Here is a 25,099-nt window from a genome sequence, read left to right on the forward strand (position 1 = left end):
AGCCCGCCACAACCCGCAGACGAAAACGCGCCCCGGAAGCCCCCGCCCGTAGGCGAACGGAGTCCCTGGACTCAGTCCCGCGCCAAACCGAACCTCGCCCGGAACCCAGGCCGTTCGTCCGTGGCCACCGACGCCGCCCCGTCCGTCACCGTCTCGTAGACCGCGAGGATGTCCGCCCCGACCGTCGACCAGTCGAAGCGGCGCACATGGGCGGAGCCGCGTGCGCCGAGTTCGGCTCGGCGGGCCGGGTCCGACAGGAGGGAGACGGCGGAGCGCGCCAGCGCGTCCGCGTCCTCGTTGGCGAAGAGCTCGCCCGCACCACCCTGGTCCAGGACCTGCGCGAACGCGTCCAGGTCGCTCGCCAGGACCGCCGCCCCGGCCGACAGCGCCTCGACCAGGATGATGCCGAAGCTCTCGCCGCCGGTGTTGGGCGCCACGTACACGTCGACGCTGCTCAGGAAGCGCGCCTTGTCCTCGTCGCTCACCATGCCCAGGAACTCCACCCGGGAGCGCAGCTCCGCGGGCAGGGACGCCACGGCTTCCTGCTCGTCGCCCCTGCCCGCCACCAGCAGGCGGGTCTGCGGGCGTTCGGCCAGGATCTTCGGCAGCGCCTTCATCAGGACCGGCAGGCCCTTCCGCGGCTCGTCGATGCGCCCTATGAAGCCGAGCGTGTCGCCCTGCCACTGTGGCCGGGGCTCGGCCTTGGCGAAGAAGTCGACGTCGACGCCGTTGGGGATCACCACCGCGTCGCCGCCGAGGTGCTCGACCAGCGTGCGCCGCGCGTACTCGCTCACCGCGATCCGCGCGCTGATCTTCTCCAGGGCGGGCTGGAGGATCGGATAGGCCGCGATCATCGCGCGCGAGCGGGGGTTGGAGGTGTGGAACGTCGCCACGATCGGGCCCTGCGCCGCCCAGCAGCTCAGCAGGCCCAGCGACGGCGAGGCGGGCTCGTGGATGTGGATCACGTCGAACGTGCCCTCGTGCAGCCACCGCCGCACCCGGGCCGCCGAGAGGAAGCCGAAGTTGAGCCGGGCCACCGAGCCGTTGTAGGGCACCGGCACCGCCCGGCCCGCCGAGACCACGTACGGCGGGAGCGGCGTCTCGTCGTCGGCGGGGGCCAGCACGGAGACCTCGTGGCCGCGCCGGATCAGATGCTCGGCCAGGTCCCTGATGTGGAACTGGACGCCGCCGGGGACGTCCCAGGAGTACGGGCAGACGATGCCGATCCTCACGCCCGGCGCTCCTCAAGGTCGGCGAGCCACAGTCGCTGCAGCATGTGCCAGTCCTCCGGGTGTTCGGCGATTCCGGTGGCGAAGGCGTCCGCCAGCGCCTGGGTCATCACGGACGTCTTCTCCGCGCGCGTGCCCGTCTCGGGCACCTCGATCGGCGGGTGCACCCGACCCCGCATGACGGCCGACTCGTCGTACCAGAGCGTCACGGGCAGCAGCAGCGCGCCCGTCTGCTGGGCAAGCAGCGCGGGCCCCGCGGGCATCCGCGCGGTGTCCCCGAAGAACTTCACCTCGACGCCCGAGGCCGACAGATCGCGGTCGGCGACCAGGCAGACCAGACCGCCGTCGCGCAGCCGCCGGGCCAGCGTGCCGAAGGCCGAGCCGCCGGTGTGCGGCAGGACCTCCATGCCCAGGCTCTCGCGGTAGGCGACGAACCGGTCGTACAGCGTCTCCGGCTTGAGCCGCTCGGCGACCGTGGTGAACGGGGTGTCCAGCTTGGTGGTGACCCAGGCGCCCGCCAGGTCGTAGTTGCCCATGTGCGGCAGCGCGAGCACCACGCCCCGGCCGGAGGCGAGGCCGTCGACCAGATAGTGCACGTCCTGCGGCTCGAAACCGGTCTTCATCCGGTCCTTGCTCCAGGCGGGCAGCCGGAACGACTCCATCCAGTACCGCATGTACGAGCGCATTCCGGCCTTGGACAGCTCGGCCAGGCGCTGCGGAGAGGCGTCGGGCACCACGCGCGCGAGGTTGGACTCAAGGCGCAGCACGCTCTTGCCGCGCCGCTTCCACACCGTGTCCGCGATCCGCCGGCCCAGGCCCGTGGCCATCGGCTCGGGGAGCTTCTTGACGGTGGCCCAGCCCAGTCCGTACAGCGTGTCCGTCAGCCGTTCCCTCATGAGGCCGCCTCGCTGGTCGCGGCGGCGGCATCGGCCTCCGCGGCCTCGCGGCGCACCGTCACCACCCGCTGGACCAGCGTGATCAGACTGCCCACGGCCACGATCCACAGCGCGATCGGCAGCAGGACCTGGATGCCCGGCACGCCGAACTTGTGCAGGCCCGCGAAACCGGCCGCGACCAGCGAGATCACCAGGCGCTCGGCCCGCTCGATCAGGCCGTTGACGGCGACCGGCAGCCCGATCGACTCGCCGCGCGCCTTGGTGTACGAGACGACCTGGCCGCTGGCGAGGCAGAAGATCGCGACCGCGCACAGGACGTTGTCGTCCCCGCCGCCCGCGTACCAGAGGGCGAAGCCGCCGAAGATCGCGCCGTCCGCGACGCGGTCGAGCGTCGAGTCGAGGAACGCGCCCCAGCGGCTGGAGATCCCGGCCTGGCGGGCCATGTTGCCGTCGACCAGGTCGGAGAAGACGAACGAGGTGATGACGATCGTGCCCCAGAAGAACTCGCCCCGGGGGAAGAAGACCAGCGCACCCGCCATCACTCCGGCCGTGCCGAGCAGGGTCACGGCATCCGGGCTCACCCCCCGGCGGAGCAGAAACGCGGCGAACGGCGTGAGGACACGCGTGAAGAATGCACGCGCGTACTTGTTCAGCATGGCCTTCCCGACGGTCGGTGTGGCCGCGCGGCCCTGCTGGCCACCGGCTGGCCCATCGTAGCCAGGCCCGGGGACCTCCACCGCCGCGCACCCTTCCCCGCCCGCGTTCCCGTACGACGTATGGACGCACAGTGACCGGAGTGGAACGCTGGAAAGACCGCGGGCACGCGAAGCCGCCTCCGCCGGGGACCTCCCGGGCCGGGGGCCGGGGGAGGATTCCGCGCGGCCGCGCCCTTTCACCACCTCACCGTGCAAGAAACGGAAGCCATACGGGAGGAACGGCATGGGCGACAAGGCGAGTGCACATCCCGGAGCCGCCGGCAGGGCAGCTACGGCCGACCACCCCTCATCCGTACGGAATGTGGTGCTGGTCGGCCACAGCGGATCCGGGAAGACGACATTGGTGGAAGCGCTCGCGCTGACGGCGGGAGCCGTCAACCGCGCGGGCCGGGTCGAGGACGGCGGGACCGTCTCCGACTACGACGAGATCGAACACCGGCAGCAGCGCTCGGTCCAGCTGTCGCTGGTCCCCGTGGAGTGGGCCGGCTGCAAGATCAATATCCTGGACACCCCCGGATACGCCGACTTCGTCGGGGAACTCAGGGCCGGTCTGCGAGCGGCGGACGCGGCCCTTTTCGTCGTCTCCGCCTCGGACGGCGTGGACGGCGCGACCCGGATGGTGTGGGACGAGTGCGCGGCCGTGGGCATGCCCCGGGCCATCGTGGTCACCCACCTGGAGGCGGCCCGCGCCGACTTCGCCGAGATGACCCGGGTGTGCGCGCAGGCGTTCGGCGGCGACGACCCCGACGCCGTACTGCCGCTCTACCTGCCGCTGCACGGACCCGAGGGGCGGGACGGGCACGCGCCCGTCACCGGCCTGATCGGGCTCCTCTCGCAGCGCGTCTTCGACTACGCCTCCGGCGAGCGCAAGGAGGCAGAGCCCGGACCCGAGCAGCTCCCGCTCGTCGAGGAGGCCCGCAACCGGCTCATCGAGGGGATCATCGCCGAGAGCGAGGACGAGACCCTCATGGACCGCTACCTCGGCGGCGAGGAGATCGACGTCAAAACACTCATCGACGACCTGGAGCGGGCGGTCGCGCGCGGCACCTTCCACCCGGTCCTGGCGGCCGCCCCGGCCGCCGAGGGCGCCCGCCAGGGCATCGGCACCGTCGAGCTCCTGGAACTCGTCACGGGCGGCTTCCCGACCCCCCTGGAGCGCACCGCGCCCGACGTGACGACCCCGCAGGGCTCCGCGCGCCCCACCCCCGTCTGCGCGCCCGACGGCCCGCTGGTCGCCGAAGTGATCAAGACCTCGTCCGACCCGTACGTGGGCCGGGTCAGTCTGGTCCGCGTCTTCTCCGGCACCCTGCACCCCGACGAGACCGTGCACGTCTCCGGCCACGGCATGACCGACCGCGGCCACGAGGACCACGACGTCGACGAACGCATCGGCGCCCTCTCCTCGCCCTTCGGCAAACAGCAGCGCACCCTCGCCTCCTGCATCGCGGGCGACATCGCCTGCGTCGCCAAGCTGACCCGCGCCGAGACCGGGGACACCCTCTCCGGCAAGGACGACCCGCTGCTCATGGCGCCCTGGGCCATGCCCGACCCGCTGCTCCCCCTGGCCATCCAGGCCCACAGCAAGGCCGACGAGGACAAGCTCTCGCAGGGTCTCTCCCGGCTCGTCGCCGAGGACCCGACCATGCGCCTGGAACAGAACCCGCACACCCACCAGCTCGTCCTGTGGTGCCTGGGCGAGGCCCACAAGGACGTCGCCCTGGAGCGGCTGCGCAGCCGCTACGGCGTGCAGGTCGACGTCGTCCCGCACAAGGTGTCGCTGCGCGAGACCTTCGGCATCGCCGCCACCGGACGCGGCCGCCATGTCAAGCAGTCCGGCGGCCACGGTCAGTACGCGATCTGCGAGATCGAGGTGGAACCGCTGCCCGCCGGATCCGGCATCGAGTTCGTCGACAAGGTCGTCGGCGGCGCCGTGCCGCGCCAGTTCATCCCCTCGGTCGAGAAGGGCGTACGCGCCCAGGCCGCCAAGGGAGTCGCCGCGGGCTACCCCCTCGTCGACGTACGGATCACGCTCCTGGACGGCAAGGCCCACTCGGTGGACTCCTCGGACGCCGCCTTCCAGACCGCCGGGGCCCTCGCCCTGCGGGAGGCCGCCGCCGACGCCCGCATCCACCTCCTGGAACCCGTCGCCGAACTCCAGGTGCTGGTCCCCGACGACTACGTGGGCCCGGTCATGAGCGACCTGTCCGGCCGCCGCGGCCGCGTCGTCGGGACCGAGCAGGCGGGCCCCGGGCGCACCCTCGTACGGGCCGAGGTGCCCGAGATCGAGATCGGACGGTACGCGGTGGACCTGCGCTCCGTCTCGCACGGCACCGGCCGGTTCGACCGCAGCTACGCCCGGCACGAACCGATGCCTCCGCAACTGGCCGACAAGATCCGGGAATCGCTGGAAAAGACAGCTTAGGTACGGTACTTGACGGATCGCCGGAAACGCCGCCCGCCCAACCCCTTTGCGGCGGGCGGCATTCCGATGCGCCGTGTACCACGGGCACCGACCCCGATACGCTGTGTCCCTGCTCAGCAGGTGTGCGGGGAACGGCAGTCGGGAAGAGGCCGCAGAGCGACAGCGTGCGGCGATGGGGGCGGCAGTGGCGGACGAACCATTCGACTTCTCACCCGGGGCCCAGGTCCCGCTCCAGGGCGCGGCGGGCCAGACGGCCGCGACCCAGGCGCTGGCCTCGGCCGCCTACCGGGACAGCCCGGTCGCCGACATACTCAAGGCCAACAACGAGTGGCACGAGTCGACGGTCACCAAACCCCGGCTCTCCCTCTTCGAACCCAACCTCGGCGAGGCCTTCTCCCGCGCCGTGCAGTCCCGCATGCTCGGCGCCACCCGCAAGGCACTCATCCAGTCCTTCGGCACCGAACCGCAGACCGTCGTCGAGCACTGCCTCGCCGCGATCCGCATCCGCAAGGAGCGCGACGCCAGGCTCACCGTGATCACCGGCGTCTTCGGCGTGCTCTTCCTGCCCGGACTGCTGCTCTGGCTCGGCCTCTTCCAACTGCGCCGCACCCTCGCCGGCGCCAAGGACCGCCGCGTCGGGGCACTGGGCAACCTGCTGCTCGTCGCGTTCGCCGTGCTCGCCGTGATCGCCCTGGTCAAACTGCCCTTCGGTGGCTTCCTCGCGATCTACCTGCGGGCCATGCTGGTGATGCCCGTCCTCGGCTGGTTCTGGGCCAAGCAGATCTGCGAATCCACCGCCAAGGACCTGCGCGCCCGCTGGAGCGGCCTCCTCGCCGGCGGCGGAGTCGGCGCCAGGATCCCCGAAGCCGTACCGAAGAACCCGCACGAGACGGCCGCCGAGCAACTGCGCCAGAACCTCGCCAAGCTCACCGCCGAGCAGCACAGCAACGCCGTCTTCTACGCCGGCCCCAAGGGCATACTCGGCATGGGCACCCGCTGGGGCAGCTGGCAGCTCGCCGAGGAACTCGTCCCCAAGGAGCCGGGCAAGGAGATCCACGGCTTCCGCAGCTGGGACGTCATAAGGTCCATCCAGGACCGCCTCCAGCTGCTCGAACGCGGCCCCCTGCACACCGGCGGCTTCCCCAGGCCCGCCGTCAACAACTGGGTCGTCTCCCCCGTCGGCGAGAACGCCAAGGAAGTCGCCCGGCCCACCGGCCAGGACGTCGACAACTTCCAGGTGCGCCAGCACGAGGTCCAGCGCATCTGCAACGAGCAGCAGTTCTCCAGCGGTAACCGCCACTACCTCGGCGTGCAGTTCACCCTCTGGGACGGCCAGCTGGTGATCACCATGATGATCACCGTGACCGTGCTCCACGAGACCCTGCGCATCGAGGTCACCGGACACGCCCTCGGCCCGGTGCACGCCCTGTTCACCACCAAGCCCAGCCCCAAGACCAAGTCGGTCGACAAGACCTTCAAGTTCTGGGAGAAGAAGGAGATACAACTCCCGCTGGTCGAGCCGCGCGAGGTCGTCCGCCTCGCCGCCCGCGCCCCGCTCACCTGGTACCCACCGCTCCTGGACCACCTCGGCGGCAAGCTGGTGCTGCCCGAGCCGTTCGGCCTGCGGCACGCCTGGGCCGACAAGCCCTGGCGCCACCGCTTCATGGCCGACGACGCGATGCGCGCGGCCACGCCCGTCCTGCGCGTGGTCCACGCCGCCGCGATGAAGGTGCTGGACGAGAACGGCGTGGACATCGAGCGCTTCAACAACCGCTCGATGATGCTCAGCGGCATGGTGCAGGACCCGTCACCGCGGAAGGCGGACTCGTACGACGCGTGAACCTCAGCCCCTGGGCGGCCAGGTGTCCGCGAGCATCTTGCGGGTGTCGCCCAGGAGTTGGGGCAGGATCTTGGTGTGGCCGACGACCGGCATGAAGTTGGTGTCGCCGCCCCAGCGCGGCACGATGTGCTGGTGCAGATGGGCGGCGATACCGGCCCCGGCCACCGTGCCCTGGTTCATGCCGATGTTGAAGCCGTGCGCCCCCGACGCCGTCCGCAGGGCCGTCATGGCCTGCTTGGTGAGCTCCGCGAGCTCCACGGTCTCGGCGGCGTCCAGGTCCGTGTAGTCGGCGACGTGCCGGTAGGGCACGACCATCAGGTGGCCGCCGTTGTACGGGTAGAGGTTGAGCACCGCGTACACATGCTCACCGCGGGCCACGATCAGCCCGTCCTCGTCGGATTTGGCCGGGATGGAGCAGAAGGGACAGCCGTCGCCCGCACCCGGGCCGGTCGGCTTGTTCTCACCCTGGATGTAGGCCATCCGGTGGGGCGTCCACAGGCGCTGGAAGGCGTCCTGGACACCCACCCCGATCTGCTGTTCCGGCTCACTCGTCATGCTGTGCAGCATATGACTTCACGTGCGGGGACGAGGAGCGGCCCCCGGGGAGCAGGGCTTCCTGGGGGCCGCGTCGTTCGTGAGGGGCGTCAGACCTGCGCCCGCTCCTCCACGACCTTGAGCAGCTTGGCCAGCGCCTCGTCACGCGCGATGCCGTTCTCCTGCGACCCGTCGCGGTAGCGGAAGGAGACCGTCCCCGCGGCCATGTCCTCGTCACCGACGATGATCATGAACGGGACCTTCTGCTTCTGCTGGTTGCGGATCTTCTTCTGCATCCGGTCCGAGGACGCGTCCACCTCGACCCGCAGGCCCTTCTTCTTCGCCTCGGCGGCGAACTCCTGCAGGTACTCGACGTGCGCGTCACCGATCGGGATGCCGACCGCCTGGACCGGGGCCAGCCACGGCGGCATGGCGCCCGCGTAGTGCTCGAGGAGCACCGCGAAGAAGCGCTCGATGGAGCCGAACAGCGCGCGGTGGATCATGACCGGGCGCTGCTTGGTGCCGTCGGGGCCGGTGTACTCCAGGTCGAAGCGCTCCGGCAGGTTGAAGTCCAGCTGCACGGTCGACATCTGCCAGGTGCGGCCGATGGCGTCCTTGCACTGCACCGAGATCTTCGGGCCGTAGAACGCGGCGCCGCCCGGGTCCGGGACCAGCGGGAGGCCCTGCTTCTCGGCCACCTGCCGCAGGGTCTCGGTGGCCTCCTCCCAGATCTCGTCCGAGCCGACGAACTTCTCCGGGTCCTTGGTGGAGAGCTCCAGGTAGAAGTCCGTCAGACCGTAGTCGCGCAGCAGGTTCAGGACGAAGGTGAGGGTGCGGTCCAGCTCCTCCGCCATCTGCTCCTTGGTGCAGTAGATGTGCGCGTCGTCCTGCGTGAACCCACGGGCACGGGTCAGACCGTGCACGACGCCCGACTTCTCGTACCGGTACACGGTGCCGAACTCGAACAGGCGCAGCGGCAGCTCACGGTAGGAGCGCCCGCGCGCGTCGAAGATCAGGTTGTGCATCGGGCAGTTCATGGGCTTGAGGTAGTAGTCCACGCCCTCGTCGAGCTGCATGGGCGGGTACATGCCGTCGGCGTACCAGTCCAGGTGGCCCGAGGTCTCGAAGAGCTTCCCCTTGGTGGCGTGCGGGGTGTAGACGAACTCGTACCCCTCCTCCTCGTGGCGGCGCCGCGAGTAGTCCTCCATCACCCGGCGGATGATGCCGCCCTTGGGGTGGAAGACGGCGAGGCCGGAGCCGATCTGCTCCGGGATGGAGAACAGGTCGAGCTCGGCGCCGAGCTTGCGGTGGTCGCGCTTCTCGGCCTCGGCCAGGAAGTCGAGGTGCGCCTTCAGCTCGTCCTTCGACGGCCAGGCGGTGCCGTAGATGCGCTGGAGCATCGGGTTCTTCTCGCTGCCCCGCCAGTACGCGGCGGCGTTCCGCATCAGCTTGAACGCCGGGATGTTGCGGGTGGTCGGCAGGTGCGGACCCCGGCAGAGGTCCTTCCAGCACAGCTCGCCCGTCTTGGCGTCCAGGTTGTCGTAGATGGTCAGCTCGCCGCCGCCCACCTCGACGTCCGCGCCGTCGTCGCTCGACGCGGAGCCCTTGATGCCGATGAGCTCCAGCTTGTACGGCTCGTTCGCGAGCTCCTCGCGGGCGGCCTCGTCGGTGACGACGCGGCGCGAGAAGCGCTGGCCGCGCTTCTGGATCTCCTGCATCCGCTTCTCGATGGCCTTGAGGTCCTCCGGGGTGAAGGGCCTCTCGACGTCGAAGTCGTAGTAGAAGCCGTCCCGGACCGGCGGGCCGATGCCCAGCTTGGCCTCGGGGAAGAGCTCTTGGACGGCCTGGGCCATCACGTGCGCGGTGGAGTGGCGCAGGATGTTGAGGCCGTCCTCGGAGGAGATCTCGACGGGCTCGACCTCCTCGCCGTCCTTCACCTCGTACGCGAGGTCCTTCAGCTCGCCGGCCACGCGGGCCGCGACGATGGTGCGCTCACCGGTGAAGAGCTCGGCAGCCGTAGTGCCCGTCGTCACCACGCGCTCTTCCCGCTCGGAATCGCGTTGGATGATCACACGGACGTCTGACACCGGTCTCTCCTGACTGAAGGGGTACGCACGCTCGTAACCGCGTACGCGGGAGAATCCTACCGAGCCGGTGGGACCGGTCGCGAAACGGTTTGTGCCGCGCCGACCGGCCCGCCCCCTCACTCCTCCCCCGTGCACGCCTCCTCGAAGAAGTCCAGATTCTCCTGGAGCGACTTCATCAGGCGGTCCCGCTCGGCGTCGTCCACCTGGACCGGCACCACCCCGGTGGCCCCGGCGAGCCTGCGGAAGCCGCCCCGGCTCTCCAGGCGGCCCACGACCCGGATCGGCAGGCCGACGAGGTGGGCGTGGCCCGCGATCCGGTAGGCCTCCTCGTCGAGCTGCATCCGTACGTACGGGATCTCCGCGCCCGCCAGGACCCGCAGCCGTACGGTTCCCGGGCCGCGCGGGCCCGAGCGGCGCAGCCGGACCACCGCGCCGGTGACCCGGACGGGCAGCGAGGGCTCGTCGTCGAGGTAGCGCGCGCCCGCTTCTCGGAGCGCGGGCAGGTCGCCGGGCGAGAACTCGACCGGTTCGGGGCGCGGCGCGCACCCGGCCGGGACGCCTGCCGCCGGGGCCCACTCCAGGGCGATCCGGACGCCTTCCGAGCCCGATACGAGGGCGATGAGGGCCTCGGTGAGCTCGCGGCTGGCGCCCGCGCCGACGGCCGCGTCGAAGGCCTCCATGCCGCCGGTGGTGCGGCGGTAGTCGATGGCCTCGCGGACCGCGTACAGCGCCTCGTAGAGCCGGACGACCACCGCGCGGCCGGGCTCCACGGGGACGAACGCGGTGAGCCGCCCGCCGGGTGCCGGGCCGACCAGGACGTCTTCCAGGGCGGTCAGTGCCTGTCTGCGGTGGCGGGCTCCGTAGTAGCCGGCCCGGCCGCGGACGGCGAGCGCGCCCGCGAGGAGCATGCGGTGGGCGGCGCCGCGCAGCCGTTCCTGCTCGGTCCAGGGGGCGGCACCGGAGGGGGCGGGCGGGGTGTCGCGCCACCAGCGGACCTCGTCGCTGGGCACGGCGAGCGAGACGAGCACTTCGCGCGCGGAGGGCGCGGCGGAGCGGGCGAGGGCGGTGAGCGCCTCGCCGATGAGGTCCTCGCTGTCGGGGTACGCGCGACTCTCGGGCACCAGCAGGCTGGTGCCGGCGGCGGCGCCCCCGGGCGGGGTCCAGCGTGTGTACCGCCCGGCCGCGCTGCCGCGCCGCTGCCAGCCGTGCCGGTGCAGCAGCACGCCGAGCACGGCCGGGTCCACCTGGGCCGGAACCGGCTCCACCGTCTCCGGTCCGCCAAACTCCCCGCTCGACAGACGCATCAGGGCCTCCCTCCCACCCCGACCCGGGTCATGATCTCGCAGAGCGCGCGATCGTCGAAGATCCGCGTGGTCGGTATCCGCACTGTGGTCCTGCGCCGCCCGGTCACCGCGTGGCCGGCCAGGTTGGTCCAGTAGCAGCAGTGCCGCAGCGCGAGCCGGTCGTGGCCCGCGCGCAGCCACTCGTCCCGGCTTCTGGGCACGAGCATCACGACCAGGATCTTGTGCACCGAGACGGGTGTGCGGGCCAGCTTCACCAGGTGGTCGTTGTCGAGGGTGAAGGAGAAGGCCCCGCCCGGGGGGTGCGGCGGGATCTGGTACGTGCACTTGAGCTGCACCTTGATCGTGACTTCGTCGTCGACGGTGTGGCCGGGGGCGCTGTGGCTCACGTGCCAGTCGATTCCGTTGTCCGGAAAGGGCTGGGAGAGCGAACACCCGGCGGCGGCCGCCACGGCGTGGAGGTAGCCCACCTGGAGGGTCTCCATGCAGGCGGTGGTGGCGAGTGAGCCGCGCAGTGGTGCGATCCGCTCGGATATCAGCCCGTCCGGCTCCGGCTGCGCGATCGCCATGGCCGTCGTACGCCTTCCGTCAACTTGCGGGGCCGTCACCTGTGTTGTTGCCGGAGGGCGTACGCCGCAAACGGCCCGGGTATCACGGAATCGGGCAGGGGACGCACGCCATCTGCCAAGGGCACAAAGGGAGTTGAACCATGACGTGCTGGTACGAAGGCCCCCTGGCCGCATTCGACACCGAGACGACGGGCGTGGACGTGGAGCGGGACCGCATAGTGTCGGCCGCCCTGGTGGTCCAGGACGGGCCGGGTTCGCGGCCGCGGGCGACGCGCTGGCTGGTGAACCCGGGCATATCCGTGCCGGAGGGCGCGACCGCCGTGCACGGGCTCACCGACGAGCACCTCCAGTTGAACGGGCGGTGGCCGGCGCCGGTGATGGAGGAGGTGGCCAGGGCGCTGGCGGAGGAGTGCGCGGCGGGGCGGCCGCTGGTGGTGATGAACGCGCCGTTCGACCTGACGCTGCTGGACCGGGAGTTGAGGCGGCACCGGGCCTCGTCGCTGGCGCGCTATCTGGACGGGGCGCCGCTGCGGGTCCTGGATCCGCGGGTCCTGGACAAGCATCTGGACCGCTACCGCAAGGGGCGCCGCACCCTCACGGATCTGTGCGCGCACTACGGGGTGGAGCTGGAGGGCGCGCACGACGCGGCGGCGGACGCGCTGGCGGCGCTCGAGGTCGTACGGGCGGTGGGGCGCCGGTTCGCGGCGCGGCTCGAACGGCTGACCCCGGCGGAGATCCACGCCTTGCAGACGGGCTGGCACGCGGCCCAGGCGCGGGGCCTGCAGGCGTGGTTCACGCGCAACGGGACGCCGGAGGAAGTGGACCCGGCGTGGCCGCTGCGGCCCGAGCTGCCCGCGGCGGCGTGACGCCCGTACAGGTCCCGTACATGCGGAAAGGCCGGTCCGTCGATGACGGACCGGCCTTCTCCCGGTGGGCGATACTGGGTTCGAACCAGTGACCTCTTCGGTGTGAACGAAGCGCTCTCCCACTGAGCTAATCGCCCGGGAACGGACTGAACCATACAGGCCCGGGCGGCCTGGGTTCAAACTCCGTTCAGGACGGCGGTCAGTCCCCGCCGGCCGGCGCGCATCATCAGGGCGTGGTTGGCGAGGAAGACGGGGCGCCCGGGGACGGCGAGCCGCCGCATCAGGGGCTTGCGCACCTCGACCTCCTGCTCGTACACCGCGCGCGTGCCGCCGTCGTACGCGCTCAGGGTCCAGCGGGCCCAGCCGTCCAGGTCGCCGCTCATGGCGACTTCCAGGACGCCGGCCGCCTCGTCGCGGCGCCGCTCGCGGGCGGTGACGACCAGGTCGTACGGAAGGACGGAGCGGAACCTGGCGATGCCGGTGCGCTCGTCGACGGCGGTCACCTCGCGGATCTGCGGCCACCAGTGGGGGTAGCCCTCGGCGCGCTCCAGGACCGCGTAGACGGCGGCGGGCGGGGCGGGCAGGTGCCAGACGCTGCGGAACCGGTAGTGGCTCCAGCCCGCGGTTCTCGGCTTCATGGTTCAAGTCTGCGCCGGGGAGCGGGAAGTACACCGGGAGGTGTGCGGGCTTCCGGGAACGCCGAAGGCCCGGAGATCGTTGTCGATCTCCGGGCCTTCGGTCCGGGTGGGCGATACTGGGTTCGAACCAGTGACCTCTTCGGTGTGAACGAAGCGCTCTCCCACTGAGCTAATCGCCCGGGCGCACCGCAAACATTACCGCATGTCAGCGGGGCGTTTGACCATGGTGGCCGGTCCCGCTCGTCACTCGTTGATCTTCCACGGCATGACGAGGCCGAACTTCCAGAGGTAGACCGCGGCGAGCGCCGCCACGATCGCCAGGCCGATGGCCGTCAGGATGATGTTGCGCCGCCGCACCTTGGGGTCGAGGGCCCGCTGGGCGGCCTCGGTCACCTTGCGCCTGGTCCAGCGCAGCACCAGCTGGGCCCAGACGAACTCGGTCGCCCAGATCGCCATGCCACCGAAGATCACCAGCCAGCCCGGTCCCGGCAGCGGAAGCATGATGATGCCCGCGACCACGACCGCGAGGCCCACGATGAAGACGCCGACCTGCCAGCTCAGGTGCAGCGGCCTGGACGCCTTGATGAAGGCGGGCGCGCGCGATCCGAGGACCGCCTCCGGCGCACCGGCCTGCTCGTCACTCCCCGTATTCATGCGGTCCAACCTACCTGACCGCATCCCCTCACCAGAATGGCCGCATAACCCAAAGTAATACTCCGCCGTACGAGCTACCTGAACGACCGCAAAACGGCCAGAGGGGTTTACAACGGCACCGTAGGTGGCATGTCGATTTCGCCGACGTGCGAATCCCCGAGCGCACACTGAGCGAAAGGCCCTGGCGCTTATGAACACCACGGTCAGCTGCGAGCTGCACCTGCGCCTCGTTGTGTCGAGCGAGTCCTCACTGCCTGTACCCGCGGGCCTGCGGTATGACACGGCCGATCCCTACGCCGTGCACGCCACCTTCCACACCGGAGCCGAGGAGACCGTCGAGTGGGTGTTCGCCCGCGACCTTCTCGCCGAGGGCCTGCACCGGCCCACCGGTACCGGAGACGTCAGAGTCTGGCCATCGCGCAGTCACGGCCAGGGCGTCGTCTGCATCGCCCTCAGCTCCCCGGAAGGAGAGGCCCTGCTCGAAGCCCCGGCGCGGGCTCTGGAGTCGTTCCTCAAGCGGACGGATGCCGCGGTGCCACCGGGCACCGAACACCGTCACTTCGATCTGGACACGGAGCTCTCGCACATCCTGGCGGAGAACTGAGCCAGACCGAGAGCCGCACGGCGCCGTCCGACTCGGGGAGACGGCGCCGCGCGGACATCCGCATAGGAACGCCCACCGCATAGGCACCCCACCGGCGCCCGTCCCGCGAACACCCTCGCGGGACGGGCGCCGGTGCGCTCGCGCCCGAGCCGCTAGAGTCACCGGGCATCGGCGGGCACCGGCCCGCAGCAGGCCAGGGAGCGAATCGTGCTGATCCCTCACGACACCCGGATCGCCCTCGACATGGTGGTCGATCTGGTGAACACCTCGCCGGAGAGCGAGGAGCCCGACCGGCTCGCCGACGTCGAGGCGCTGTACGGCTTCGTACGGGACCACGACATCAGCGGCGTCGAGAGCCTCACGGCGCGCGACCTCTCCGGCGTACGGACCGTACGGGGCCGTTTCGCGGGTGTTTTCGAGGCGGCGGACGCCCGGGCGGCCGCCGGTCTGGTGAACGAGATCGTGGCGGAGGCGGGCACCACGCCCCAGCTCACCGACCACGACGGCTACGACTGGCACGTGCACTACTTCGCGCCCGGCGCCTCGATCGCGGACCACCTGGCCGCCGACGGCGGGATGGCGCTGGCGTTCATCGTGGTGGCGGGCGAGCAGGAGCGGCTGCGCCGGTGCGAGGCGCCGGACTGCGGGCGGGCCTTCGTGGACCTCTCGCGCAACCGCTCGCGCCGCTACTGCGACAGCCGCACCTGCGGGAACCGGCTGCACGTGGCCGCCTACCGGGCCCGGCGCAAGGAAGCCGCGGGCTGAGACCCGGCCTGACGCTCCCGTACGCCCTGTCACAGCAGGTACAGATCGTGCAGGGCCGCCATGAGCAGCAGGCAGCCGATCACCCCGAGGAAGATCATCAGGGGTGGCTGCGAAAGGGCGAAGAGACAGCCGCGCGGCTCGTCGGACGGGGGCGCGGCGTGCGGCTCTTCGGGCGGCGCGGGGACGTGCCCCGGGGAAGTGTCCAGCATCTCGGGGTGATGATGGACCAGCGACGGCGCGACGGGGCGCCAACACGCCCACCCGCAGGGGGAGTTACCTCGATCTTGCCGCGCGGGCCCGGCACCGGGTGCCGCCTGGACCGGCGCCGGACGGACGCCCGGCGGGAAATTCGCGGCGGGGTCGGGAAGGAGTCATGGGAGCGCTCCCGCCACTCGGCCGGAATTCACCCCAACTGGAATTCCGCGTAAGGGAATTCGCGACCACGGGAATTCCCCGGTCAGGCCGGTCACGGGAAGTTACGGAGGGTCAGATTCCGACGCTCTTTCAGATTCCGCGCCGGGTTCCGCATCGCGCCCGGGGTCCCGTACCGGGGTTCCGTATCCGGGCGTTCGCACCGGCGAAGGCGCGGCTCGCGGGGGGCGTGGCTCAGATGCCGTGCTTCTTCAGGATCGCCTCGATGTCGCTGAAGTCCTCGGCGCCGCCGGACTTGCCCTTCGCCTTGGGGGCGGGCTGGGCGGCTCGGCGCCCGGCGCCCAGGGAGGGCGCGGAGGCCTTGGGGGCGATCGCCTCTCCCCCGGCTGCCTCGGCCGCCCTGCGCTCCTTGCGGGTGCCGCCCTCGGAGCGCCGCTCCACGAAGCGGGTGGCCGAGAAGAGCAGCCAGGCGATGCCGAGCAGGCCGAAGCCCGCCCAGACGCTCGGCTTGAACACGATGCCGGACACCCATCCCACGACACCGGTCATGACCAGGGCGACGGGGACCAGCGAGTAGGCGGCGATCCGCGTGGCCGACAGGAAGCGCTTGCGGTACGCCGTGACGACGGCGATGCCCAGTCCGGCCGCGGACGCGGCGGAGCAGACGGTCTCGGCAAGCATCCGGTTCCTCCAGACATGGGGGGTGTGGCCCTTCCATCCTGCACCGGAGCGGGCCGTCCGGGCCACGGTGCGCCAGGACATCAGGGAGATCTCGGGGGCGGATCCTCCCCAGGTCCCGGTTGGGGCCCGTCGGGCGGGGCTGGAAGACTGGCCCCATGACCGAGACCACCCCCGAAACCCCCGGCTCCGCCCCCGTCGTCCTCGACGTGTGGTGCGAGCTCCAGTGCCCCGACTGCCATGCCGCCCTCGACGACGTCCGCGCCCTGCGGGCCCGCTACGGCGACCGGCTGGACATCCGGCTGCGGCACTTCCCGCTGGAGAAGCACAAGCACGCCTACGCCGCCGCCCAGGCCGCCGAGGAGGCGTTCGAGCAGGGGCAGGGCTGGCCGTACGTGGAGGCGGTGCTCGCCCGCACCGAGGAGCTCGGCGAGCGGGGAGAGCGCGTACTGCTCGACACCGCGCGGGAACTCGGCCTGGACGCCGAGGAGTTCGACACCGCCCTCGTCGACGGCCGGCACCTGCTGATCGTCGACGCCGACCAGGCCGAGGGCAAGGCGATCGGCGTCACCGGCACGCCCACGTACGTCATCGACGGGGAGCGCCTGGACGGCGGCAAGAGCCAGGAGGGCCTGCGGACCCGCATCGAGGAGATCGCGGACCGGCTGCTGGGCGCCTGATCCCTACAGGAGTGCCTTGGCCCGGTTGTACTCCGTCGGCTCGTACCCCAGCGACTCGTACAGCCGCACGGCCGGGGTGTTGTCGCTGAAGACGTGCAGGGCCAGCGTGGACATGCCGTCGGCCAGCGCCGCCCGCTCGGCCAGCAGCATCAGGGCCCGGCCGTGGCCCCGGCCCCGGTGCTCCTCGGCGACCGCCACGTCGTAGACGTAGGCGGCGGGACCCGTCTCCAGCTCCTTGCGGGCGACCCAGACGTGCCCGACCACAAAGTCGCCGCTGACCAGCACCTCCAGGTGGACGCCGGGCGTCGCCAGGCCGTCCGGCAGCAGGCCGCGGTGGTCGGCCTCGGCCTTGGCGCGGGCCTGGTCTGCCGGGACGCCCCGGGCGATCCAGCTGCGGGCGTAGTTCTCCTGCTCGTCGTGGTGCCAGACGGTGTACTCGGCCTCGGTCATCGGGCGCCCGGTGACCGAGACGGGCAGGGCGGGCGGCTCGGCGGGCAGCCGTTTGGCCATGTTGCGGCTGCGTTCGGTGTAGCCGAGCGCGTCGGCGAGGCGCAGGGCCGCCACGGCATCCGCGGGCACCGCCGCGCGTACCTGGGTGCAGCCCCAGCCGCGCAGCACCTCCTCGGCGGCGAGCGCGGCGACGGTCCCCCGCCCGCGCCCCCGGTCGGGCTCGTCGACGCGCAGCCCGCTGATCACCCCCATGGCGCGGCCGAAAGCCGGGTCGGTGGCGACGGTGATGGTGCCGACGCGTCTGCTGTTGACACAGACGTCGTAGGTACGGGAGGCGGCGCCGTCGGCGCCCTGCTGGAGCGGCCCGGTCGGCCGAATGGTGGTGGTCATCAAGGCCGTTGTACCGGCCGGGCCGCCGTCCGTCACCGGGTTTTGCCGGGCCGGAACCGCTCGCTCGCGGTCTCTACGGGTCGAGGTCGGAGGCGGCCCGCTCGTCGAAGACGCGCATCGCCTTGGCGGTGACCGGCCCCGGCGTGCCCGTCAGCTCCCGGCCGTCGACCCGGTGCACCGCCTGGACGTCCCGCAGGGTGGAGGTCAGGAAGACCTCGTCGGCGGAGGCGAGCACGTCGAGCGGCAGGTCGGTCTCCTGGGCACCGGTCCACTCCACGACCAGTTCGCGGGTGATCCCGGCGAGGCAGCCGGAGGCGAGCGGCGGGGTGTGCAGCTGTCCGTCGACGACGACGAAGACGTTGGAGCCGGTCCCCTCGCAGAGCGCGCCGACGGTGTTGCCGAAGAGCGCCTCGGTGGCCCCGTGCTGGTGGGCGCGGGCGAGCGCGACGACGTTCTCGGCGTACGAGGTGGTCTTGAGCCCGGCGACGGCGCTGCGCTCATTGCGCGTCCAGGGGACGGTGACCACGGCGGTGGTGTCGGGGCGGCGCGAGGTCTCGCCGACGGCCACGACCAGCGTCGGGCCGGTGTCGCCGCGCTCGGAGCCGAGCGGGGAGAGGCCGCCGGTGTAGGTGATCCGCATCCGGCCGAGCGCGACCGGGTTGGCGTCGAGCACGGCGGCGCAGGCGCGGCGGACCTCGTCCAGATCGGGGTCGGGCAGCCCGAGGCCGCGGGCCGAGCGGGTCAGCCGGGCGAGGTGGCGGGTGAGCGCGAACGTCGTCCCCTTCTCCGCCTTCACCGTCTCGAAGATGCCGTCGCCCACGGTCATGCCGTGGTCGAGGACGGACACCTGCGCGGCGTCGGCGTCCCGCAGCCCGCCGTTCACCCAGATCTGCATTTACGCGGTCCTTCCACTCTGCGTGTACGCGCCCGACGCTACCGCGAGGAGCCGTGACGCCTTCAGCTCGGTCTCGGCCCACTCCCGCTCGGGGTCCGAGCCCCAGGTGATGCCGGCGCCGGTGCCGAAGCGGAGCACGCCGTGGGGGCGGTCGATCCAGAAGGTGCGTATGCCGACGGCGAGCTCGGCCGTGCCCCGGTCGGCGTCGACCCAGCCGATGCCGCCGCAGTAGGGGCCGCGCGGGGCGGTCTCCAGGGCCTCGATGATCCGCAGCGCGCTGGACTTGGGCGCCCCGGTGACCGAGCCGGGCGGGAAGGAGGCGTCGAGCAGCTCCTTCCACCCCGCTCCCTCGCGCAGTTCCCCGCGGACGGTCGAGACGAGGTGGACCAGGCCGGGGTGCGGCTCGACCGCGCAGAGCTCGGGCACGGTGACCGAGCCGGTGGCGCAGACCCGCCCCAGGTCGTTGCGGACCAGGTCGACGATCATCACGTTCTCGGCGTGGTCCTTCTCCAGGAGGTCCTCGGCCGTGCGGCCGGTCCCCTTGATGGGTCCGGACTCCACGACCCGGCCCGTACGCCGCAGGAAGAGCTCGGGCGAGGCGGTGGCGATCTCCACGCCGTGCGCGGGCAGCCGAATCGTTCCGGCATAGGGGGCGGGGTTGCCCCGGGCGAGCAGTGCGGTGAGCGCGTCGACGTCGGCGGCGGCCAGGTCGGGCAGTGGCGCGGTCAGTACGCGGCAGAGGTTCGCCTGGTAGACCTCGCCGGCCGCGATGTGCTCGCGGATCCTGCGCACGCCCGCGGTGTACGCGGCGCGGTCGAGGGACGACGCCCAGTCACCGGCGGCGGGCCCGCGCCAGGCGCCCGGGACGGGCGCGGGGACGGGGGCGACCCGTACGTCCGCGAAGCGGGCACAGACGAGACGGCCCTCGAAGTCGGCGGCGACGGCCCAGAACCCGGCGGAGTCCAGCGCCTCCGGGTCGGCGGTCACATCGCGGAGATCGGAGGCGAGGAGCCCGCCGAAACGGGCCAGAGGAGCGAGGTCATGCACGGTTGTGAGTCTAGGGGGGCGACGATGCGGCCGCCCTGGACCGGGCGCGGACCAGGGGCGACGCCGGGTGCGGGCCGAGCACACCGCAGCACGCTGCGGAAACGCGTTTTTGTACTGGCCCAGGAATCCGCTAGAGTTCAACACGTCGCCGGGACGCGCAAGCGAAACGGAAACGACAAGCGGACGTGGCTCAGTTGGTAGAGCATCACCTTGCCAAGGTGAGGGTCGCGAGTTCGAATCTCGTCGTCCGCTCGATGTGGGGGATCTTCCCGAACCCCTGCTCTCACTCCTGGTGGAGTGGCCGAGAGGCGAGGCAACGGCCTGCAAAGCCGTCTACACGGGTTCAAATCCCGTCTCCACCTCCAAGGACGATTAGCTCAGCGGGAGAGCGCTTCCCTGACACGGAAGAGGTCACTGGTTCAATCCCAGTATCGTCCACTGGATCTTCTCGAAGATCTGCCCGCGCGATTAGCTCAGCGGGAGAGCGCTTCCCTGACACGGAAGAGGTCACTGGTTCAATCCCAGTATCGCGCACGCAGTACCACCCGGTCCGGAACCGTCCTGTAGGGTTCTGACCGACCCCGCGCGATTAGCTCAGCGGGAGAGCGCTTCCCTGACACGGAAGAGGTCACTGGTTCAATCCCAGTATCGCGCACAGCCCGGAGCCCCCGGCCTTCTCGAAGGCCGGGGGCTTCGTCGTGCGCGGACGGGGCCCCGACATGTGGGGCCGCGCCGCTCAGGACGAGAAGAGCATGTGACCGAAGCCCTTGTGGCGCTTGTGGCCGCCGTAGTGGCCACCGCCGTGGCCGCCGTGCTGCGGGGCGCCCCAGGCCGGGGCGTGCGGGGCCTGGGCCGGGTAGCCCTGCGGGGCCGGGGGCGCGGGGTAGGCCTGCGGAGCGGGCGGCGCCTGCTGCACCCACTGCGACTCCAGTCGGGTCAGCGACTCCAGCTCCCCGTAGTCGAGGAAGATCCCCCGGCAACCGCTGCACTGCTCGATCTGGACACCGTTGCGGTTGTACGTGTGCATCGGTGCGTGGCACTTGGGACACTGCATGACCGGCTCAACTCCTCGCCGTTTCTACGATGGGCAACCAGCACCCTACGTCGGCCGCCGTCACGGGAACTCGGGCGGGAGTGCTGCGATTCGGGCACAGCTCCCGATCATGGCCAGCTCCGCCTCGTCCGGCACGCGGCGCTCCCCCGCGCATTTGGCCAGGGCCAGGGCCGCCGTCTGTACGGTCAGGGCGCGCGCGGGAACGTCGAGTTGGGGCCAGGGATCGCCCTCCGGGGGCACGGCGGGACCGCCCGCTTCCCGGTAGGCGGCGAGGAACCGGGTCCAGTCGTCGGGGTCGAGCAGGCCCGCCGCGTACCAGGCGGCCGGCCGCGCCAAGTCCCAGGCGGGCTCGCCCAGTCCCAGGTCGTCCACGTCGATGAGCAGCCAGTCGCCGGTGCGAGCGTGCCGGATGAGCTGGCCGAGGTGGAGGTCGCCGTGGCAGAGCGTGCCCTCGGCCGGGCGGGGGTGCGGGGTCTGGACCGGGCCGGGGTATGGGGTCTTGGCCCGGGCCCATGGGGGGAGTTGGGCCCAGGCCCGCAGGACGGGGTCGGCCTCCGTCCCCTGGACCCCGGCTTCCCGCATCCGCGCCACGGCCCTGGCGGCCTTGACGGGGCCCCGCATGGCGGGCAGCGGCCCAGGCAGCGCGGCGGTCGGTACCAGGTGCAGGGCCGCCAGCAGCCGCCCGGCCTCTGCCCAGGGGGCGCTGTCGGGGTCCGTGGGGTCTACGGGGGTGCCGTGGGGCCAGAGGGTGAGGGGGCGGCTGTGTAGGAGGGCTGCGTGTTCGTCTGCGGGCCGGTGGGGGCTGGGCGCGCAGTTCCCCGCGCCCCTTACAGGGGCGTGCTTGAGGGGGGCCAGCAGCACTCCGTGCAGGAGGGGGTGTGCGGCCACGGCCAGGCGGACGTCGAGCGCGGCCAGGTCCGTGTCAGGGGCATGCGCCTTGGCCACGATGTGCCCGTGCCGGACGACGGTCCCGTCAGGCCGGTCGGCGAGGACCTCGGTACTGGGCGTGTGAAGCCCGTCCCCAGGCTCGTGCCCGGCCGCCGTACGAGCGGCTTCGGCCAGCGTGTCGACGAGTGAGGGGGACATAGGTCTCCCAGCGTACGGGCTCGGCCTGCACCCCCAGGGGGCGCGGGGAACTGCGCGACCAGCCCCCACCGGCCCGCAGACAAAGACCGGGCACATACAAAAGGCGTTGCCCGGCCGGCTCCCCAGCCGTCCGGGCAACGCCTTTTCACTGCCGTCCGCCGCACCCCCGTCCCCACGGGGCTGAAAATGGCCGGATGTCCCCGACCCGGTCCGCTCTACCGGGTCCGAGGCGCCGCTCAGCGCCCCAGCATCACGCCCACGGACGACGCTTGTGTGACCACCGCGTCCCAGCCGCCGAAGACGACTGTCAGCAGGGCCGCCAGGGGAAGGGCCATGGCCGTCGCCACCAAGGGGTGGCGCGGACCGGACCGGCGGGCGCCGAACGCCGCGGCGTAAGCCCTGCGTCCTCGCGTGCGGAGAACCGTCCGCGTTGCCGTGTCCGCCATGGTCCCTCTCCTGTCGAATCGACAGCGGCGGGCGTCTGACCTCGGGGGACGAGTGCTGCGCCCGCCGCTTGACTTCAACAGTAGGGAAACGGCGGACGCCGGGCGTCATGCCCTCGTACCGATTGCCGGGCCTCCCAGGGGATGAGTGGGTCCCCACTCTCGTACTCCCCTGGGTGGAGACGGGGTCCTAGGACTTGGGGTCTTCCCGGAGGGGACGGGCCTGCGCCTCCGACGCGTCCTCCCTGGGGACGGGCTGCTCTACCAGGGCCAGGACCCGGTTCGCCATGAAGCGCGCGGTGCGCACCACGGTGCCGCTACGGGTGACTTCGCTCACTTCCACCACCCCTCTGCGGACCGCCGTCTCCACCCTGCGACCCGCCCGGCTTGCCACCACTTCGTACGTCCGTGTCGTGTCACCCGCGTCCACGACTATCTCCACTCGGTCACCCTTCACCGATCCAATCCCCCTTCTGCGACGAACAATTGAGAGCGCGCTCCCGGCAGCGCGCCGCGCACGGCGCGTTGCTGACCACTCTTCAAGTTTCCCACCGGGCACTGACAATCGATGGGTGCGCGAGGGCGCGGCCTATGAGCACACCGGCCCGGGGGTACGTAAGCTGTGCCACGTCAACAGGACCGGGCAGCGGGGATGAAAATGGCGATGATGCGGCTCCGGCGCGAGGACCCGCGTGTCGTCGGCTCGTTCCGGCTCCACCGGCGCCTCGGCGCGGGTGGCATGGGTGTCGTCTACCTCGGCTCCGACCGGCGCGGCCAGCGGGTCGCGCTGAAGGTGATCCGGCCGGACCTCGCCGAGGACCAGGAGTTCCGCTCGCGCTTCGCCCGCGAGGTGTCGGCGGCCCGGCGCATCCGCGGCGGCTGCACGGCCCGGCTGGTCGCGGCCGACCTGGAGGCCGACCGCCCCTGGTTCGCGACGCAGTACGTGCCGGGCCCCTCGCTCCACGACAAGGTCGCCGAGGAGGGCCCGCTGGCCGCGGCCGAGACCGCCGCGATCGGCGCCGCGCTCTCCGAGGGCCTGGTGGCGGTCCACGAGGCCGGTGTGGTGCACCGGGACCTCAAGCCGTCCAACATCCTGCTCTCCCCCAAGGGCCCCCGGATCATCGACTTCGGCATCGCCTGGGCGACCGGCGCCTCCACGCTGACCCACGTCGGCACGGCGGTGGGCTCGCCCGGCTTCCTCGCGCCCGAGCAGGTGCGCGGCGCGGCGGTCACGCCCGCCACGGACGTCTTCTCGCTGGGCGCGACGCTGGCGTACGCGGCGATGGGCGACTCGCCCTTCGGGCACGGCAGTTCGGAGGTCATGCTCTACCGCGTCGTCCACGAGGAGCCGCAGCTGCACGGGGTGCCGGACGCGCTGGCGCCGCTGGTGCGGGCCTGTCTGGCCAAGGACCCGGAGGAGCGCCCGAGCACGCTCCAGCTGTCGATGCGGCTCAAGGAGATCGCGGCGCGGGAGGCGCAGGGCGGCGGTCTGGACGCGCGCCCGCCCGCCCAGCGCGACCGCTCCGAGGCGGACCGGCCCACGGGACGGCTGCCTGAGCGCACCGAGCGGTACGAGCACGATGAGCGCACCCAGCGCTACACGGACACGGGCCGGGGTACGGGGGCGGGTCAGCGGTCGGGGGCGCCGCGTCCCAGCGGGCCGCGCACCGGTGGCTCTCGGCCGCCCGCGCCTCGCAACGGTGCGCGCCCTGCCAGCCGTACCAATGGGACCAACGGCCGACCCGGTACGCGTCCGGGTGCCCGGACCGGCACGGGGCGGTTGCGCCCGGCCAACCCTCGGCTGCTGCGCCAGCGGCTGATCGTGTTCTTCGTCGTCACGCTGATCGTGGCATTGGGGATCGCTGCGGCGCAGCAGCTGTAGCGCTCTTCGGGCCGGCTTTCGGCTGCGGGTTGACTGTGGCTGGTCGCGCAGTTCCCCGCGCCCCTTCAGTACGCCCCTGCGGGGCGATCACCCCGCTGGTCGCGCCCACGCGGCGGAGCCGCAAATGTCACAGCCCCGCGCCCCTTAAGCCCCTGCGGGGCTCGCTACTCCGGTCTGCCCGTCGCCACCGCGTAGAACGCCACCGCCGCCGCCGCGCCCACGTTGAGTGAGTCGACGCCGTGGGCCATCGGGATGCGGACCCATTCGTCGGCCGCGACCAGGGCCTGGGTGGAGAGGCCGTCGCCCTCCGCGCCGAGCATCAGGGCCACCTTGTCCAGCCGGTGGGGCGCCGCCTCGTTGATGGCGGAGGCCTTCTCGTCCGGGGTGAGGGCGAGCAGTCGGAAGCCCGCCTCTCGTACGGTCGCCAGGCTCTTGGGCCAGGACTCCAACCGCGCGTACGGGACGGAGAAGACCGCACCCATGGAGACCTTCACCGAGCGGCGGTAGAGCGGGTCGGCGCAGTCCGGCGAGAGCAGCACGGCGTCCATGCCGAGGGCCGCCGCGCTGCGAAAAATGGCGCCGATGTTCGTGTGGTCGTTCACGGCTTCCATCACCGCGACCCGGCGGCTGGTCGCCAGGATCTCCTCGGCCGTGGGCAGCGGCTTGCGCTGCATCGAGGCGAGGGCGCCGCGGTGCACGTGGTAGCCGGTGACGCGCTCGGCGAGGTCGGGGCTGACCGCGTAGACCGGCGCCGGGAGCTCGTCGATGACGTCGCGCATGACGTCGACCCACTTGGCGGAGAGCAGCATGGACCGCATCTCGTAACCGGCGTCCTTGGCGCGTCTGATGACCTTCTCGCCCTCGGCGATGAACAGGCCCTCGGCGGGCTCGCGCTTGCGCCGCAGCTCGACGTCGGTCAGGCCCGTGTAGTCGCGCAGGCGCGGGTCGTCGGGGTCGTCGATGGTGATGAGATCAGCCACAGGGTGATACTGCCTTGTCCT

Annotated in this window: 26 protein-coding genes and 7 tRNA genes; 12 read left to right on the top strand and 21 right to left on the bottom strand. The window is 71.7% G+C overall.

All coding sequences use genetic code 11. From position 1 onward, the window contains the following. Positions 1 to 71: 71 nt before the first annotated feature. The 3 genes from IE252_RS13150 to pgsA are packed head-to-tail and all read right to left on the bottom strand — an operon-like array spanning position 72 to position 2,781. Positions 72 to 1,232, bottom strand: a complete 1,161-nt coding sequence (locus IE252_RS13150; protein ID WP_190089559.1) for a glycosyltransferase family 4 protein — start codon at positions 1,230 to 1,232, stop codon at positions 72 to 74. After that, on the bottom strand, positions 1,229 to 2,125 hold the full coding sequence (locus IE252_RS13155; protein WP_190089560.1) for a phosphatidylinositol mannoside acyltransferase: 897 nt from the start codon (positions 2,123 to 2,125) through the stop codon (positions 1,229 to 1,231). Before IE252_RS13155 ends, IE252_RS13150 begins: the two co-directional genes overlap by 4 nt. Beyond that, positions 2,122 to 2,781, bottom strand: coding sequence for a phosphatidylinositol phosphate synthase (pgsA, locus tag IE252_RS13160; RefSeq protein WP_229848311.1), 660 nt, complete (start codon positions 2,779 to 2,781; stop codon positions 2,122 to 2,124). Before pgsA ends, IE252_RS13155 begins: the two co-directional genes overlap by 4 nt. A gap of 283 nt (positions 2,782 to 3,064) precedes the next feature. Here pgsA and IE252_RS13165 point away from each other — a divergent pair, with 283 nt between their 5' ends. Both IE252_RS13165 and IE252_RS13170 read left to right on the top strand, forming a co-directional pair. Next, positions 3,065 to 5,263, top strand: coding sequence for an elongation factor G-like protein EF-G2 (locus IE252_RS13165; protein ID WP_190089562.1), 2,199 nt, complete (start codon positions 3,065 to 3,067; stop codon positions 5,261 to 5,263). Between the two features lie 184 nt (positions 5,264 to 5,447). Continuing rightward, a complete protein-coding gene (locus IE252_RS13170) occupies positions 5,448 to 7,103 on the top strand; it encodes an AbeC-like domain-containing protein (protein ID WP_190089563.1) in 1,656 nt (551 codons plus the stop codon). A gap of 3 nt (positions 7,104 to 7,106) precedes the next feature. Here IE252_RS13170 and IE252_RS13175 read toward each other — a convergent pair whose 3' ends face one another. From IE252_RS13175 to IE252_RS13190, 4 genes are all read right to left on the bottom strand, one after another. Continuing rightward, on the bottom strand, positions 7,107 to 7,670 hold the full coding sequence (locus IE252_RS13175) for an HIT family protein (RefSeq protein WP_190089564.1): 564 nt from the start codon (positions 7,668 to 7,670) through the stop codon (positions 7,107 to 7,109). Positions 7,671 to 7,747: 77 nt separating this feature from the next. After that, positions 7,748 to 9,724 (bottom strand): threonine--tRNA ligase, encoded by a 1,977-nt coding sequence (thrS, locus tag IE252_RS13180; RefSeq protein ID WP_190089565.1) that lies wholly within the window; start codon positions 9,722 to 9,724, stop codon positions 7,748 to 7,750. A gap of 116 nt (positions 9,725 to 9,840) precedes the next feature. Beyond that, the gene (locus IE252_RS13185; RefSeq protein WP_190089566.1) at positions 9,841 to 11,028 is read right to left on the bottom strand and encodes a hypothetical protein; all 1,188 of its coding nucleotides are present in this window, start codon (positions 11,026 to 11,028) and stop codon (positions 9,841 to 9,843) included. Continuing rightward, the gene (locus IE252_RS13190; protein ID WP_190089567.1) at positions 11,028 to 11,594 is read right to left on the bottom strand and encodes a DUF4365 domain-containing protein; all 567 of its coding nucleotides are present in this window, start codon (positions 11,592 to 11,594) and stop codon (positions 11,028 to 11,030) included. Before IE252_RS13190 ends, IE252_RS13185 begins: the two co-directional genes overlap by 1 nt. Positions 11,595 to 11,734: 140 nt before the next feature. Here IE252_RS13190 and IE252_RS13195 point away from each other — a divergent pair, with 140 nt between their 5' ends. After that, positions 11,735 to 12,460 carry a 3'-5' exonuclease gene (locus IE252_RS13195; protein ID WP_190089568.1) on the top strand — a complete coding sequence of 242 codons (726 nt, stop codon included), beginning with the start codon at positions 11,735 to 11,737 and terminating at the stop codon, positions 12,458 to 12,460. A 65-nt stretch (positions 12,461 to 12,525) separates the two neighbouring features. Here IE252_RS13195 and IE252_RS13200 read toward each other — a convergent pair. The 4 genes from IE252_RS13200 to IE252_RS13215 form a co-directional block, all read right to left on the bottom strand. Continuing rightward, positions 12,526 to 12,597 (bottom strand) — tRNA-Val (locus IE252_RS13200). Between the two features lie 39 nt (positions 12,598 to 12,636). Next, positions 12,637 to 13,098: an SRPBCC family protein gene (locus tag IE252_RS13205; protein ID WP_190089569.1), complete on the bottom strand. Its 462-nt coding sequence runs from the start codon at positions 13,096 to 13,098 to the stop codon at positions 12,637 to 12,639. 107 nt (positions 13,099 to 13,205) lie between these two features. Further along, positions 13,206 to 13,277, bottom strand: a tRNA-Val gene (locus IE252_RS13210). Positions 13,278 to 13,341: 64 nt separating this feature from the next. Further along, complete coding sequence (locus IE252_RS13215; protein ID WP_190089570.1) at positions 13,342 to 13,752, bottom strand: TIGR02611 family protein; 411 nt, start codon at positions 13,750 to 13,752, stop codon at positions 13,342 to 13,344. Between the two features lie 190 nt (positions 13,753 to 13,942). Here IE252_RS13215 and IE252_RS13220 point away from each other — a divergent pair, with 190 nt between their 5' ends. Together IE252_RS13220 and IE252_RS13225 are read left to right on the top strand one after the other, a co-directional pair. Beyond that, positions 13,943 to 14,356, top strand: coding sequence for an SsgA family sporulation/cell division regulator (locus IE252_RS13220; protein WP_003987206.1), 414 nt, complete (start codon positions 13,943 to 13,945; stop codon positions 14,354 to 14,356). Positions 14,357 to 14,563: 207 nt separating this feature from the next. After that, on the top strand, positions 14,564 to 15,121 hold the full coding sequence (locus IE252_RS13225; protein ID WP_190089571.1) for a CGNR zinc finger domain-containing protein: 558 nt from the start codon (positions 14,564 to 14,566) through the stop codon (positions 15,119 to 15,121). 29 nt (positions 15,122 to 15,150) lie between these two features. Here the strand turns inward: IE252_RS13225 and IE252_RS13230 are convergent, their stop codons facing one another. Together IE252_RS13230 and IE252_RS13235 are read right to left on the bottom strand one after the other, a co-directional pair. Beyond that, complete coding sequence (locus IE252_RS13230; protein ID WP_190089572.1) at positions 15,151 to 15,330, bottom strand: hypothetical protein; 180 nt, start codon at positions 15,328 to 15,330, stop codon at positions 15,151 to 15,153. Between the two features lie 397 nt (positions 15,331 to 15,727). Then, positions 15,728 to 16,174: a hypothetical protein gene (locus tag IE252_RS13235; RefSeq protein WP_190089573.1), complete on the bottom strand. Its 447-nt coding sequence runs from the start codon at positions 16,172 to 16,174 to the stop codon at positions 15,728 to 15,730. A gap of 155 nt (positions 16,175 to 16,329) precedes the next feature. Here IE252_RS13235 and IE252_RS13240 point away from each other — a divergent pair, with 155 nt between their 5' ends. Next, positions 16,330 to 16,851: a DsbA family protein gene (locus IE252_RS13240; RefSeq protein WP_190089574.1), complete on the top strand. Its 522-nt coding sequence runs from the start codon at positions 16,330 to 16,332 to the stop codon at positions 16,849 to 16,851. A 3-nt stretch (positions 16,852 to 16,854) separates the two neighbouring features. Here IE252_RS13240 and IE252_RS13245 read toward each other — a convergent pair whose 3' ends face one another. From IE252_RS13245 to IE252_RS13255, 3 genes are all read right to left on the bottom strand, one after another. Next, positions 16,855 to 17,691, bottom strand: coding sequence for a GNAT family N-acetyltransferase (locus IE252_RS13245; RefSeq protein ID WP_190089575.1), 837 nt, complete (start codon positions 17,689 to 17,691; stop codon positions 16,855 to 16,857). Between the two features lie 73 nt (positions 17,692 to 17,764). Continuing rightward, positions 17,765 to 18,586 (bottom strand): aminotransferase class IV, encoded by an 822-nt coding sequence (locus IE252_RS13250; protein ID WP_190089576.1) that lies wholly within the window; start codon positions 18,584 to 18,586, stop codon positions 17,765 to 17,767. Continuing rightward, positions 18,587 to 19,633, bottom strand: coding sequence for a chorismate-binding protein (locus tag IE252_RS13255; RefSeq protein ID WP_190089577.1), 1,047 nt, complete (start codon positions 19,631 to 19,633; stop codon positions 18,587 to 18,589). A 179-nt stretch (positions 19,634 to 19,812) separates the two neighbouring features. On the opposite strand from IE252_RS13255, the gene IE252_RS13260 reads away from it, so the two are divergent. The 5 genes from IE252_RS13260 to IE252_RS13280 all read left to right on the top strand — a co-directional run bounded on the left by IE252_RS13260 (position 19,813) and on the right by IE252_RS13280 (position 20,288). Then, positions 19,813 to 19,885 (top strand) — tRNA-Gly (locus tag IE252_RS13260). A gap of 39 nt (positions 19,886 to 19,924) precedes the next feature. Continuing rightward, positions 19,925 to 19,998: transfer RNA gene (locus tag IE252_RS13265), tRNA-Cys, on the top strand. A 1-nt stretch (position 19,999) separates the two neighbouring features. Further along, positions 20,000 to 20,071 (top strand) — tRNA-Val (locus IE252_RS13270). Positions 20,072 to 20,095: 24 nt separating this feature from the next. Then, positions 20,096 to 20,167, top strand: a tRNA-Val gene (locus IE252_RS13275). Positions 20,168 to 20,216: 49 nt separating this feature from the next. Further along, positions 20,217 to 20,288, top strand: a tRNA-Val gene (locus IE252_RS13280). Between the two features lie 81 nt (positions 20,289 to 20,369). Here IE252_RS13280 and IE252_RS13285 read toward each other — a convergent pair. The 4 genes from IE252_RS13285 to IE252_RS13300 form a co-directional block, all read right to left on the bottom strand. Continuing rightward, positions 20,370 to 20,687, bottom strand: coding sequence for a TFIIB-type zinc ribbon-containing protein (locus IE252_RS13285; RefSeq protein ID WP_101387425.1), 318 nt, complete (start codon positions 20,685 to 20,687; stop codon positions 20,370 to 20,372). Positions 20,688 to 20,747: 60 nt separating this feature from the next. Beyond that, on the bottom strand, positions 20,748 to 21,773 hold the full coding sequence (locus IE252_RS13290) for a phosphotransferase family protein (RefSeq protein ID WP_190089578.1): 1,026 nt from the start codon (positions 21,771 to 21,773) through the stop codon (positions 20,748 to 20,750). A gap of 236 nt (positions 21,774 to 22,009) precedes the next feature. Next, the gene (locus IE252_RS13295) at positions 22,010 to 22,219 is read right to left on the bottom strand and encodes a hypothetical protein (RefSeq protein ID WP_190089579.1); all 210 of its coding nucleotides are present in this window, start codon (positions 22,217 to 22,219) and stop codon (positions 22,010 to 22,012) included. Positions 22,220 to 22,406: 187 nt separating this feature from the next. Next, on the bottom strand, positions 22,407 to 22,673 hold the full coding sequence (locus IE252_RS13300; protein ID WP_190089580.1) for a DUF8836 family protein: 267 nt from the start codon (positions 22,671 to 22,673) through the stop codon (positions 22,407 to 22,409). A gap of 201 nt (positions 22,674 to 22,874) precedes the next feature. Between IE252_RS13300 and IE252_RS13305 the strand changes: the two genes are divergently transcribed. Further along, the gene (locus IE252_RS13305) at positions 22,875 to 24,098 is read left to right on the top strand and encodes a serine/threonine-protein kinase (RefSeq protein WP_190089581.1); all 1,224 of its coding nucleotides are present in this window, start codon (positions 22,875 to 22,877) and stop codon (positions 24,096 to 24,098) included. A 164-nt stretch (positions 24,099 to 24,262) separates the two neighbouring features. Here the strand turns inward: IE252_RS13305 and IE252_RS13310 are convergent, their stop codons facing one another. Then, positions 24,263 to 25,078 (bottom strand): TrmH family RNA methyltransferase, encoded by an 816-nt coding sequence (locus IE252_RS13310; RefSeq protein WP_190089582.1) that lies wholly within the window; start codon positions 25,076 to 25,078, stop codon positions 24,263 to 24,265. Positions 25,079 to 25,099 lie beyond the last annotated feature (21 nt).

The organism is Streptomyces melanogenes (assembly GCF_014649795.1).
Lineage (GTDB): Bacteria > Actinomycetota > Actinomycetes > Streptomycetales > Streptomycetaceae > Streptomyces > Streptomyces noboritoensis.